The sequence below is a fragment of the Flavobacterium sp. xlx-214 genome, from assembly GCF_013874595.1.
Lineage (GTDB): Bacteria > Bacteroidota > Bacteroidia > Flavobacteriales > Flavobacteriaceae > Flavobacterium.
In genome coordinates, this window is sequence record NZ_CP059431.1 from 1,473,515 (window position 1) to 1,486,726 (window position 13,212).

The 13,212-nt window shown below is 33.8% G+C and carries 14 protein-coding genes; 11 read left to right on the forward strand and 3 right to left on the reverse strand.

The genetic code is table 11. From position 1 onward, the window contains the following. Positions 1-5 precede the first annotated feature (5 nt). The 7 genes from H1R17_RS06980 (at position 6) to H1R17_RS07010 (ending at position 7,126) form a co-directional block, all read left to right on the forward strand. On the forward strand, positions 6-554 hold the full coding sequence (locus H1R17_RS06980) for a cytochrome c (RefSeq protein ID WP_163430415.1): 549 nt from the start codon (positions 6-8) through the stop codon (positions 552-554). Between the two features lie 27 nt (positions 555-581). Then, positions 582-1,946: a quinol:cytochrome C oxidoreductase gene (locus tag H1R17_RS06985; RefSeq protein WP_163430414.1), complete on the forward strand. Its 1,365-nt coding sequence runs from the start codon at positions 582-584 to the stop codon at positions 1,944-1,946. Positions 1,947-1,965: 19 nt separating this feature from the next. After that, on the forward strand, positions 1,966-3,156 hold the full coding sequence (locus tag H1R17_RS06990) for a cytochrome c oxidase subunit II (RefSeq protein WP_163430413.1): 1,191 nt from the start codon (positions 1,966-1,968) through the stop codon (positions 3,154-3,156). 29 nt (positions 3,157-3,185) lie between these two features. Beyond that, positions 3,186-4,985 (forward strand): cbb3-type cytochrome c oxidase subunit I, encoded by a 1,800-nt coding sequence (locus H1R17_RS06995; RefSeq protein WP_163430412.1) that lies wholly within the window; start codon positions 3,186-3,188, stop codon positions 4,983-4,985. Between the two features lie 72 nt (positions 4,986-5,057). Next, the gene (locus H1R17_RS07000; RefSeq protein WP_163430411.1) at positions 5,058-6,095 is read left to right on the forward strand and encodes a WG repeat-containing protein; all 1,038 of its coding nucleotides are present in this window, start codon (positions 5,058-5,060) and stop codon (positions 6,093-6,095) included. Between the two features lie 53 nt (positions 6,096-6,148). Continuing rightward, positions 6,149-6,619, forward strand: coding sequence for a hypothetical protein (locus tag H1R17_RS07005; RefSeq protein WP_163430410.1), 471 nt, complete (start codon positions 6,149-6,151; stop codon positions 6,617-6,619). A gap of 12 nt (positions 6,620-6,631) precedes the next feature. Beyond that, complete coding sequence (locus H1R17_RS07010) at positions 6,632-7,126, forward strand: hypothetical protein (RefSeq protein ID WP_163430409.1); 495 nt, start codon at positions 6,632-6,634, stop codon at positions 7,124-7,126. A gap of 31 nt (positions 7,127-7,157) precedes the next feature. Here H1R17_RS07010 and H1R17_RS07015 read toward each other — a convergent pair whose 3' ends face one another. After that, positions 7,158-7,778, reverse strand: coding sequence for a class I SAM-dependent methyltransferase (locus tag H1R17_RS07015; protein WP_163430408.1), 621 nt, complete (start codon positions 7,776-7,778; stop codon positions 7,158-7,160). An 85-nt stretch (positions 7,779-7,863) separates the two neighbouring features. On the opposite strand from H1R17_RS07015, the gene ruvB reads away from it, so the two are divergent. The 4 genes from ruvB (at position 7,864) to H1R17_RS07035 (ending at position 11,889) form a co-directional block, all read left to right on the forward strand. Next, positions 7,864-8,898: a Holliday junction branch migration DNA helicase RuvB gene (gene ruvB / locus H1R17_RS07020; RefSeq protein WP_163430407.1), complete on the forward strand. Its 1,035-nt coding sequence runs from the start codon at positions 7,864-7,866 to the stop codon at positions 8,896-8,898. Further along, complete coding sequence (gene queG, locus H1R17_RS07025) at positions 8,891-9,820, forward strand: tRNA epoxyqueuosine(34) reductase QueG (protein ID WP_163430406.1); 930 nt, start codon at positions 8,891-8,893, stop codon at positions 9,818-9,820. Before ruvB ends, queG begins: the two co-directional genes overlap by 8 nt. A gap of 152 nt (positions 9,821-9,972) precedes the next feature. Then, the gene (locus tag H1R17_RS07030; RefSeq protein ID WP_163430405.1) at positions 9,973-10,887 is read left to right on the forward strand and encodes a DMT family transporter; all 915 of its coding nucleotides are present in this window, start codon (positions 9,973-9,975) and stop codon (positions 10,885-10,887) included. A 402-nt stretch (positions 10,888-11,289) separates the two neighbouring features. Further along, complete coding sequence (locus tag H1R17_RS07035; protein ID WP_163430404.1) at positions 11,290-11,889, forward strand: hypothetical protein; 600 nt, start codon at positions 11,290-11,292, stop codon at positions 11,887-11,889. A gap of 144 nt (positions 11,890-12,033) precedes the next feature. On the opposite strand, the gene H1R17_RS07040 is transcribed toward H1R17_RS07035, so the two are convergent. Together H1R17_RS07040 and H1R17_RS07045 are read right to left on the reverse strand one after the other, a co-directional pair. Next, complete coding sequence (locus tag H1R17_RS07040) at positions 12,034-12,789, reverse strand: META domain-containing protein (RefSeq protein WP_163430403.1); 756 nt, start codon at positions 12,787-12,789, stop codon at positions 12,034-12,036. Between the two features lie 54 nt (positions 12,790-12,843). Then, positions 12,844-13,194, reverse strand: coding sequence for a 4Fe-4S dicluster domain-containing protein (locus H1R17_RS07045; protein ID WP_163430402.1), 351 nt, complete (start codon positions 13,192-13,194; stop codon positions 12,844-12,846). Between the last annotated feature and the right edge of the window lie 18 nt (positions 13,195-13,212).

Sequence of the window (13,212 nt, forward strand, 5' to 3'; positions counted from 1 at the left end):
GTACAATGAAGACTTTATATAAAATAGTTGCTTTAGCAGGATTTTCAACTTTAGCTACATCATGTTTTAATAAGGAAAAACCAAACGTTCAGTTTTTTCCTAATATGTACGAATCTGTAGCTTACGAAACATATTCTGAATCTAACGCATTTAAAAACGGAAAAGAAGGTCAAGTTCCTGCGCAAGGATCAATTCCACGCGGTTTTCAACCAGAAGAATATCCTGATACACCAGAAGGTTTAGCAGCAGCAAGATTAAATTTAAAATCACCTTTAGATACAATTTCTGAAGTCGATATGGAAAAAGCAAAAGGATTGTACACTATTTATTGTGCAATTTGCCATGGCGATGCAGGAGATGGAAAAGGTAATTTGGTTAAAAGAGAAAAATTCCTTGGGGTACCTAACTATGCTGAACGCGAGTTAACAGAAGGTGGTATTTATCATGTAGTTACTTACGGCTTAAACGCAATGGGATCACATAAAAATCAATTAACACAACACGAAAGATGGTTGGTTACATCTTATGTGATGAAATTGAAATCGGAATTATAATTGTAAAACTTATTTGAAAGTTTAGATATGTACACATTTTCAGGCAAATTAAAAACCTTTTCTATTATCTTAATGGTTTTGGGTATCGTGGGAATAGCTTATGGCTTTTTAACGGCACCTAAAACAGTAGAGCAGGTGGAAGTAATTTTAAGCGAGCAACACCATGGTGGGCACGGTTCGCACGATGCACATGCTGCACCAGCACATGGTGAGGCTACTGCACACGCAACACCAGCACACGGTGAAGCTGATGCAGCGCACAAAGAACATCAAAAACATTTAGAGCACGTTTTACATCAGTTACAAAATAAACCTTGGGCTGCTGTTTACATAGGATGTATCTTTTCTATGTTAGTAGCTTTAGGAGTATTTACATTTAACCAAATTCAATATGCTGCTTCAGCGGGATGGTCACCAGTATTATTCCGTGTAATGGAAGGTTTATCAGCTTATTTATTACCAGGCTCTATCTTATTCTTTTTATTATTAGTAGCAAGTTCATCGCACTTAAACCATTTATTTGTATGGATGGCTGATGGTGTTACAGAACCTGGTCATGCTAATTATGATGCTATTATTGCAGGTAAATCAGCTTATTTAAATATACCTTCTTTCTTAATTAGAGCTGTTGTGTTTTTAGCAGGATGGAACATTTTCAGAATGCTTTCTCGCAAAAACTCATTGGCTTTAGATGAAACAGGTGATTTAACTTATTACAAAAGAAACTTTAAATTAGCAGCTACTTATTTAGTATTCTTTATTGTTACAGAGTCTATCATGTCATGGGATTGGATCATGTCTATTGATGCGCACTGGTACTCAACATTATTTGGATGGTATGTATTTGCATCGTTCTTTGTAACAGCTATTACAGTAATTGCATTATCAACTCTTTATTTAAAAAATAAAGGTGTGTTAGAGTTTGTAAATACATCACACATACACGATTTAGCTAAATTTATGTTTGGTTTGTCTATTTTCTGGACATACTTATGGTTCTCACAATTCATGTTAATGTGGTATTCAAACATTCCAGAAGAGGTAACCTATTTCATTTTTAGAATAGAAGAGTATAACTTACCTTTCTTTGGTATGTTAGTATTAAACTTTGTATTGCCAATTTTATTATTAGTAAATACAGATTTTAAACGCTTATCTTGGATTATTGTTATGGCAGGTACTTGTATTATTGTGGGTCACTATTTAGACTTCTTTAATATGATTATGCCAGGAACGGTTGGAGCTTCTTGGTTTATTGGAGCTGCTGAAATTGGATCTGTTTTCTTCTTTGGTGGATTATTTATTTTTGTTGGATTCTCAGCAATTGCTAAAGCACCATTATTAGCTAAGAATAATCCAATGATAGAGGAGAGTAAACATTTTCATTATTAATATTTAAAGTAATAAACAAATGACGAGTTTATTAATAGTAGTTATAGTAGCATTATTAGGAATTGCTGTTTGGCAATTAACTAAGATATTCGATTTAACTCAGAGCAAGCATACTACTGGCGAAGAGTACAAATCACAAGTGGCTACTCACAAAGACAATAATATCAATGGATATTTAATGTTTGGCTTCTTAGCATTCATCTACATTTTCACAATTTATAGCTGTGCTAAATGGGGATACATGCCTTTATTAGCCAACGCAGCTTCTGAACATGGTAAAGATGTAGACAACTTAATGATTATTTCATTATCTGTTATTTTCTTTGTTCAAATCATCACTCAGTTTTTATTACACTATTTTGCATTTGCTTACCGTGGTAATAAAGATAGAAAAGCAGTTTTCTTTGCAGATAACGATAAGTTAGAGTTCATCTGGACAATTATTCCGGTAATTGTTTTAGCAGGTTTAATTTTATACGGATTATATGCTTGGAACAACATTATGCATTATGATGATGAAGAAGAAGTATTGTATGTAGAGGTTTATGCTAAGCAATTTGGTTGGGATATTCGCTACTCTGGTAATGATAACGTTTTAGGTAAAGCCAATGTACGTTTTATTGAAGGCGTTAATGCAGTAGGTGTTGATATGGCCGATCCAAATGCTCAAGATGACGTTTTAGCAAAAGAATTGCACTTACCAGTAGGTAAAAAAGTAGTTTTAAAAATGCGTTCTCAAGACGTATTACACTCTGCTTACTTTCCTCACTTCCGTGCACAAATGAACTGTGTACCAGGTATGGTTACTCAATTTGCTATGACACCAACAGTTACTACAGCTGAAATGAGAGATCGTGAAGAGATTGTTAACCGAGTTAATAAAATCAACGAGGCGCGTAACAAACACAGCAAAAAATTAGTTGAAAAAGGTGAACCAGGTTTAGAACCATATGTTTTTGATTATATTTTATTATGTAACAAAATTTGTGGTCGCTCACACTACAACATGCAAGCAAAAGTTGTTGTAGAAAAAGAAAGCGAGTTTAAAAAATGGTTAGGTTCACAACCAACATTAGGAAAACAAGTTGCTGAAGAAAAAGCTGCTGCTGCACTAAAAGTAGAAGCACAGCCAACTCAAGCTTCTGAGCCAACTGAAGAACCACAAGTTGTAGTTGATACTACAAAAGTTGTAGCTCAAGTAATTAAATAATTTGTTTTTACCAATAAAAAATTATTAGTATGTCAGCAGTAGGACACGAGTTAACACACGATCATGCACATGATCACCACCATAAAGAAACCTTTGTTACAAAGTACATCTTTAGTCAAGATCACAAAATGATTGCAAAGCAATTCCTTATTACAGGTATTGTTATGGGAATCATTGGTATTGTAATGTCATTATTATTCCGTATTCAAATCGCATGGCCAGAAGAGTCTTTTAAAATTTTCTCTATATTGTTAGGAGATGATTTTGCTCCGGGTGGTGTAATGCGTAACGATATTTATTTAGCATTAGTTACCATTCACGGAACCATCATGGTATTCTTTGTATTAACAGCAGGTTTATCAGGTACGTTCTCTAACTTATTAATTCCATTGCAAATTGGTGCACGCGATATGGCATCAGGATTCATGAACATGTTATCGTTCTGGATTTTCTTCATAGCTTGTATTGTAATGATTTCTTCATTATTTGTTGAATCAGGACCAGCATCAGCAGGATGGACAATTTATCCACCATTATCTGCAGTTCCAGAAGCAATTCCAGGATCTGGTACAGGTATGACGTTATGGTTAATTTCTATGGCGTTGTTCATTGCACAATCGTTAATGGGATCATTAAACTATGTTGTTACTGTTCTTAACTTAAGAACAAAAGGTATGACAATGACGCGTTTACCATTAACAATATGGGCTTTATGGGTAACTGCAATTATTGGTATTGTATCGTTCCCAGTATTATTATCAGCAGCATTGTTGTTAATTATGGATAGAAGTTTTGGTACTTCATTCTTCTTATCAGATATTTATTTAGCAGGTGAGGTTTTACATTACCAAGGAGGTTCTCCTGTATTGTTTGAGCACTTATTCTGGTTCTTAGGTCACCCAGAGGTTTACATTGTAATTTTACCTGCTATGGGTATTACATCAGAAGTAATTTCAGCTAACGCTCGTAAACCAATTTTCGGTTACCGTGCCATGATTACTTCAATCTTAGCAATTGCTTTCTTATCAACAATTGTTTGGGGTCACCACATGTTCGTTTCAGGTATGAATCCTTTCTTAGGATCGGTATTTACCTTTACAACATTATTAATTGCAATTCCATCAGCTGTAAAAGCGTTTAACTACATTACAACTTTATGGAAAGGTAACTTACAGTTAAACCCATCTATGTTATTCTGTATTGGTTTCGTATCAACATTTATTACAGGTGGTTTAACAGGTATTATTTTAGGAGATTCAACTTTAGATATCAACGTTCACGATACGTATTTCGTTATTGCACACTTCCACTTAGTAATGGGTATTTCTGCTCTTTATGGTATGTTTGCAGGTATTTACCATTGGTTCCCTAAAATGTACGGACGTATGATGAATAAAAACTTAGGATACATTCACTTCTGGGTAACAGTAGTATGTGCGTACGGAGTTTTCTTCCCAATGCACTTTATAGGTATGGCTGGTTTACCACGTCGTTATTATACTAACTCTGCATTCCCTATGTTTGATGATATGGTTGATGTGAACATTTTAATTACCATATTTGCATTAGTAGGTGCTGCATTCCAATTAGTATTCTTATTCAATTTCTTCTACAGTATTTTCTATGGTAAAAAAGCTTCTCAAAACCCTTGGAAAGCAACTACTTTAGAGTGGACTACACCAGTTGAGCATATCCATGGTAACTGGCCAGGAGAAATTCCAGAAGTACACCGTTGGCCTTATGATTATTCTAAGCCAGGTTATGATGAAGATTTTGTTCCGCAAACTGTGCCATTGAGAGATGGTGAAAAGGATGGAGGACATCATTAATAAATAGAAAAGTCTCGCAATTTGTGAGACTTTTTTTATATTTATACATCACCAACAAAAACAACAACACATATGAAATGGATTGCTTTTTTAATACTCTGTAGTTTATCAACCGTTTCTGCACAAGAAATGTATTATTTTACAACTAAAGATTCGGTACATGTTGGGGTAAAAAAAGGCAACCAAGTAATTGTTCCGTTAGAAAAACATCGCATTACGTATTACATTGATTTTAATGAGCCTATAACAACGCCTATTTTTGAATTGCCTGGTAGTTTTGTAAACAAACCTTTTAGTAAAGAACAAGTTGCAACACCTGTAAATACCATTTACAACTTACAAGGCAAACCTTTGTATTATACGTTACTGCTTGATAACGGAAGCGATTATTACCAAGAAAATGTACAAAGAATAGTTTCTTTAGATACAGGAAAGGTGGGATTTGGAAATGATGAAGGAACTATTGTAATTAAGCCAGAATGGGATTTTGTAGCACCTTTTAATTATGGATATGCAGAAGTAATGAACGATGTGAAAAAGCAATACCTAGATGAGGAACATTGGTCTGTTGTTGCTAAATCGGCTCATTCCTTTTCGGGATACATCAATAAAAAAGGGCAAATAGTTAAGCCTTATACCCATCGTAAGCACCCTAAAGATTATATGATTTCAGAAACCGAGTTTCTACCTTATCCGTTTGAATACGCCAAAAAGGAAGAAATGATATTAAAAGATTTTAAGAAGTATTATAATGTGCTTAACAATATATCACTTTCTAATTTGTCTACCGATGGAACTAAAGAAGAAGCATCTTTACAGTTTGAAATCATTCGATCTCCCTCTAAATACTTCCCTTATTATAAAATTCTAGCATATCGCTTTCAACGAGTAGAAGATTCGTTTACGTTTTTATATGATGAAAAAGAGCAATCTTTTTATTACATAGAATATCCTTTTCATATATCTAATGAAACCTTGGTGCCAATAAATAACTATATTATTAATAGGTTAGCTGATATTTGCGAAGCGTATAAAAATCCTACTTATGAACGTCAGTTTACGTTTGATGCTTGCAAAATGTATAATGAGTGGAGCATAGATTCGAAATAATAATAGATAGATTCCCATTTTTTTTGTAATATTAATCTAATAAATAATAAGCTATGAAAAAGTATGTTTTAATGATGATGTTGTTTACAGCATTGGTTTCGTGTTCTAAAAAAGAATTTGCCTATAATGAGAAAATGAGTTATTTGTTTTTGAATTGTATGGAGAAAGTAGATGAAAACTATGAAAGACTAAACAGTGGTAGTTACGATGGCGATAAAGAAACTGAATTAAAAAATGCCAAACGCATTGCAACATATACTTCAGAAATGAGAACCGAATCAAAAGATTTAGTGCCAAGTGAGGATGCTAAACCCTTTCACGATGAAGTATTAAAGTATTTTGATATGATTGAAAAGGAGTATGCACCATTATTTGTTTCGTATGTTGAGGCAACTGATGCTAATACTAAAATAGCTTTGAAAGCTCAAATTACAGCTAAGTTTAAAGATTTAGAACAGCAAGCAACTACTACTCAAGATGTGCAGAAAGTGTATTTTGAAAAGGTAGGATTAACTGCAAAATAAAACGATATGTATATGTACCGAATTTGTTTTATTGTTTTAATGTTGGCGTTTGTTGGTTGTAATAAGGTATCTAAAGAAAATCAGCCAACGTCTTTGGTGCAAGCAAAAGGTGTAGATCAATTTAAATTAACAGGAACTAGTTGGCATATATCTACTATAATTGCACATGAAGGAACTGTTGATAAAGAGCTCTATTTAACAAAAATTCCTAAGCAAGACACAGAAGATTTTTTTCCTAATGGAAACTTTATCCATTTTAATACCAACGGTACTTTTACATGTGATTATGCTGCAGAATGTGGCAACGATTGTTTTCCAGAATCTAACGGCAAGTATTCTTTTATAGGAGCAGAGCAATTGGCTTTTAAAGTAGATTCGTTTGCAACAGCAGGTATTTGCGATGAAATACACCTAAACTTTAAACCTAATGAATTGGTGTACGACATTATACAAACATCAGATTCTACTTTTGTGCTAAAAAATAAAAGAGGAACATTAAAATGGTAAGTAATTGTATTATTTACCATTTTTTTATGCTTTATAATTTCTTTAAAACAATCAACTTTTCATCTAATGTAATCACATTAAAACCAAAAGTTGCAGCAATGTATGCAAAGGTTTTAAAGGTGAATATAAATACGTGGGTTAAATCTTTACGGTAGTACCAATTCTTAAAATCGGTTTGGTGGTTAAAAAGATGTGTTTTAATAATAAGGAAACCGCCTTGTTTTAAAATACCGTGTAGTTTTTGTATTTCTTTTAAAGGGGTGTAAAAGTGTTCAAACACTTCACAACTAAAAATAAAATCATACTGTTTGGTTAAGTAGCTTTCATCAGCATAAAAATACGGATCGTATAAATCAACACTGTATCCTTTTTTCTTTAATTGTTCAGTAATAACAGGACCTTTGCCACAACCATAATCTAAACCCAACATATCAATAGTACACAAATCTAAAATGGTATTGGTAACAGGGGCAGTAAAGTTTTGATAGCCTATATCGTTAATATCATTATTGTGTTGCTCGTAATGTTTTTTTTCGTTAGCAGCATTAAACCATAACAACTCATCTTTTACATAAGCATCACAAGTAGGACAGTTGTAATATTCGGCATCAATCTTTTCAATCAGCTTGGTATGGCAAAGCGTGCAGTTCATTTAGTATGATTTTAATATCGATAAAGATACAACGACTTTTTGTGTATCATCTTTTACAAACATCAAAAAAGAGTATCTTTGTTGTATGAATGAGCATTTAAATCCCAGCAATCAAAATTATTCTAATGAAGAAAATGATGTAGAGAAAAAACTACGTCCGTTATCTTTTGATGATTTTGCTGGTCAAGACCAAGTATTAGAAAATTTAAAAGTATTTGTAAAGGCAGCCAATTTGCGTGGCGAAGCTTTAGATCATACGCTGTTTCATGGACCTCCGGGATTAGGAAAAACAACCTTGTCTAATATTTTGGCGAATGAATTAAATGTAGGCATCAAAATTACATCAGGTCCAGTGTTAGATAAGCCTGGCGATTTAGCTGGTTTGTTAACTAACTTAGAAGAACGCGATATTTTATTTATTGATGAAATCCATCGATTATCGCCTGTTGTTGAAGAGTATCTATACTCGGCAATGGAAGATTTTAAGATTGACATCATGATTGAATCAGGTCCTAATGCACGTACGGTTCAAATCAATCTAAATCCATTCACCTTGGTAGGTGCTACCACTCGTTCAGGACTTTTAACATCGCCTATGCGTGCGCGTTTTGGTATTCAAAGTCGTTTGCAATATTACAATATCGAGCTGTTATCAACTATTGTAGAGCGTAGTGCAGCCATTTTACGTGTGCCTATTGATATGGAAGCTGCCATAGAAATTGCAGGTCGTAGCCGTGGTACACCGCGTATTGCCAATGCGTTGTTGCGTAGAGTGCGCGATTTTGCCCAAATCAAAGGCAACGGAAGCATTGATATTGAAATTGCACGTTACGCTTTAAAAGCGTTGAATGTTGATAAAGGCGGATTAGACGAAATGGATAACAAAATACTAACCACCATTATTGATAAATTTAAAGGTGGACCAGTAGGTTTATCAACTTTAGCCACTGCCGTTTCAGAAAATGCCGAAACTATTGAAGAAGTGTACGAACCTTTTTTGATTCAGGAAGGATTTATTTACCGTACACCGCGCGGACGTGAAGTTACCGATAAAGCCTATAAACATTTAGGCAAGCAAAACGTAGGTAAACAATCGGGTTTATTTAACGATCATGACTAACAAAGAGCAATACACCCAATTTATAAAACAGAAAGCCCAGCAATTGGGCTTTTCTTATTGTGGGGTATCGCAGGCTACTTTTTTAGAAGAAGAAGCACCACACTTAGAGACTTGGCTAAAGAACAACATGCATGGTGAAATGCAATACATGGAAAACCATTTTGATAAACGTTTAGATCCACGTTTGCTGGTGCCTGGTGCTAAATCGGTGGTGTCGTTGTTGTTAAATTACTTTCCTACCCAACAACAAAATGCCGATGCTTATAAAATATCCAAATACGCTTATGGTGAAGACTATCATTTTGTAATAAAAGACAAGCTAAAAGATTTGTTGCATTTTATTCAAGACGAAATTGGCGAAGTTGATGGTCGTGTTTTTGTTGATTCGGCTCCCGTGTTAGATAAAGCTTGGGCAGCCAAAGCAGGTTTAGGTTGGGTTGGCAAAAACAATAACTTGATTAGAAAGCAGGAGGGAAGCTTCTTTTTTGTAGCTGAGCTAATCATTGATTTAGAATTGATGTACGATACCGCTACCACCAACCATTGTGGTTCGTGTACAGCGTGTATTGATGCGTGCCCTACGCAAGCTATAGAATCACCATACATTGTAAACGGTAGTAAATGCATTTCATATTTAACCATTGAGTTAAAAGACGCCATTCCTACCGAATTTCAAGGCAAATTGGATGATTGGATGTACGGTTGCGATGTATGCCAAGATGTTTGCCCGTGGAATAAGTTTTCCAAACCACACAACGAATTGCTTTTTAACCCTAAACCCACACTAATTGATTACGATAAAAACCAATGGAACGATTTAACATTAGAGGTTTTCAATGAAATCTTTAAGAAATCGGCCGTTAAACGCACCAAGTTTACAGGTTTAATGCGTAATATACAGTTTCTTAATGAAGATAAGTAGGTTTTGTACCACTGTTGTACAAAAACAAATACATAGTATTCTAGTATGCTTGTTTATATTTAATAAAAGACACATCTGTGTTGATTTTGTAAGGCATTGTGGGTTATTATAAATACTTTTGCAACACCATTTACTTATCACCTACTTTACAAATGAAAAACGCTACGCTAAAAGGATTTTTGTTTGCCATTATTGCAGCATCTTTATGGGGAATATCTGGAACATTCGGTCAGTTTTTGTTTCAACAGCGCAGCATTAATGTAGAATGGTTAATTACGGTACGTATGTTAATTTCAGGTTTTCTTTTATTGTTGTATGCAGCAAGTAAAAAAGAAAGCAACATCTTTGAAGTTTGGCATAACAAGAAAGATTTAGCTCGACTGTTATTGTTCTCTATAACCGGTATGTTAATGGTGCAATACACCTATTTTGCTGCCATAAAACACTCTAATGCAGCTACGGCAACCGTATTGCAATATGCAGGTCCTGTGCTTATCGCTATTTATTTAGCCTTTAAAAATAAAAAAATCCCTCGTGTGATTGATTTTATTGCCATTTCATTTGCTGTGTTAGGTACTTTTTTACTGGTAACACACGGTAAGGTTGATAGTTTAAACATATCAACAACGGCATTGTTTCTTGGTTTAGCATCGGCAGTGGCATTGGCTATTTACACCTTACAGCCCATTCCGTTATTGCAAAAATACAACTCGGCTACCGTGATTGGTTGGGGTATGCTTATTGGTGGATTGGCTTTTTCGTTTGTGAAAGCACCTTGGTCTATTGAAGGTGTTTGGGATGATAAAACCTATATGTACACCGCTTTCATAGTTGTATTTGGAACTCTAATTCCCTTTTATTTATACCTAACTGCAGTACAAATTATTGGCGGACAAAAAAGTAGTCTGCTTGCATCAGCCGAACCTCTTTCGGCTACCATTATGGCCATACTTTGGTTAAATGTACCCTTTACACCCATTGATTGGTTGGGTAGTGCATTAATTATTTCGACTATCTTTTTGTTGAGTTATGAGAAAAAAACAAAGACTGAAAGAGTAAATGTTTAAACCGATGGCGCGGATTTGTGATCCGTGACATCGTGTCAGCTTCTCATTTAATAAGTTATTTCTAGTGAGATTCCGAAACGTATTCGAAATGACTTACCATTATCTTAAATTATTCTGTAACTAAACAAATTCTCAAGGGATTATATATGTGTAACAATATGTGTTTTTTAGAGGTGCAACCCTGAAAGGGTCGAATAAAAAATGGGTATAAATTTTTGCATGTATGTTAATCATTCAAATTCAATTGTTTAAACTTTAACTTTTCTGCAAAATGTTGTAGTACACAATTAAGATGCTTACTTTTTTGCATAGATATTTATGTATCTTTAGTTATGTGAATAAAACAATGTTAAAGGCAATATGGGGAACCAAAACATAAAAACAATTGTAGCATCTTTTTTTTTGATATTTATAATTTCATGCTCATCAAGAAAGATAAACCCATCAATAATTCTTCCTGAAATTGAAAGTAATTATGATTCAATTGATTTTGTTGGAGATACCAATAAAAGATTAATTGAATTTTCTAAAAACAAAGACTTTGTAATTGCGTATTCAAATGTTGGTTTTTGGGGAGGATATAATAAAAAATATGAATTAATAAGTTTGAAAAATGGAATTTGGTCTTGTTATAAATATAATGGAGATATAAGATATGGTAAAAAAATACTTTTTTTTACAATTTGGAAAAGAGATCGTATTGCAAATGGGAAATTTGAATTATTAAAAAAAGACATATCCAATGAAGCTATAAAACTACTCTTTAATTATGCAGATGCTAATTCATTTTGGAGTTTAAATCAAGATTCTATAAATTTTGTTACTCATGTTAACAAAGAACAAATTGCAGATGCTGAGACGAAAGTTTTTGATATTATTAGTAAAAATAAAAAAAAATCATTAGCTGTTGGTCCCAATACAATTAGTGAAACAACTCATCGTAAAAAATTTGATGAAATGTTTAGGTATTTTCATAACTGGAAATTAGAATACTGCCACTAACACTAAAAAAATTAGGACAATTACGTTTTAAACTCCAATACTTTTATTATTTTACGAGGACACTCCAACTGATACGAACGCTATGCAAAAGTTAGAGCATATTTAACACAAATAAAAAAAGCTGTAGTGAAGACAGCTTTTATGTTATTCATATTGTTGTATTAACTCCATTATTTTTTTATCTTTTTCTAATAAAATCAAACGGGCACCTTCTAGTTTGTAGTGAGTTACTTTTTCTAAAGCATCGGTAAAAACTTTTTCGTTCACGCCATCGCAAAACATTTTGGTTGATGTAATATGATTAAACTTCATGGTGTTTTGAAACATCAATAACTGTCCATTAATAGCATTACATGCACTGTTACCAGAAAAAACAGGTTGGTTGATATCTATTTTAATAAAAGGCTTTTTGTACGGAAACAAGTCGGCTGCTTTTATTTTGCCCACATATATTTTATCTAAATACCAGTTGCCGTTTAAAGTTACTTTATAAAATGTAAGCTCAGTATTTTCATTTTTTAAAACCAATACATTGTTTTTTAACGAATAGGTTGTACTGTTAGTTAAAGCGTTTACATATTCGGTACTTTTTACCTTTTTACAAGCCATCATGGTTGATGCTACTTCTTGAGCAATAGCAATTTGATTGTCTTTCTTTAAAGTAGCTTTGGTGTTAATGCGGTTGCAACCATCGTATCCAAAAACACTTAAATTATCTGAGCTATCAAAGGTTAGGGTAGGCAAGCCTTCTGGGTAATCTTTTGCAATATCTTTACTGTAACTAGCTTTGGCTAGTTCCCAATTACCGTTTAATAAAGTTTGATCTTCTTTAATTTCTTTTTTGGCAGCACAAGCGGTTACTAAAACAGCAGCTGTTACAATTGAAAGGAATTTTTTCATAGCTTTTTTGTTTAAAAATAATAAAAAGCTTCGTTTTAGCGAAGCTTTTTGGTTTTATTCATTATGTAAGAAAGACTGACGCTCTAATAAAAGGGCTTCGCTTTCTACATGATCATCATCAGGTACACAACAATCAACAGGGCAAACAGCAGCGCATTGTGGTTCTTCATGAAAACCTTTGCATTCTGTACATTTTCCTGGTACAATGTAATATATATCGTCTGATATTGGTGTTTGTGCGTCATCGCTATCAACTTCGGTACCATCGGGTAAAATAACTTTTCCACTTAATTTGGTTCCGTCTTTCCAGCGCCAATCGTCGGCACCTTCATAAATGGCAGTATTTGGGCACTCTGGCTCACAGGCACCGCAATTAATGCATTCGTCGGTTATTATAATTGCCATAGCAAGGATTTTATTTAA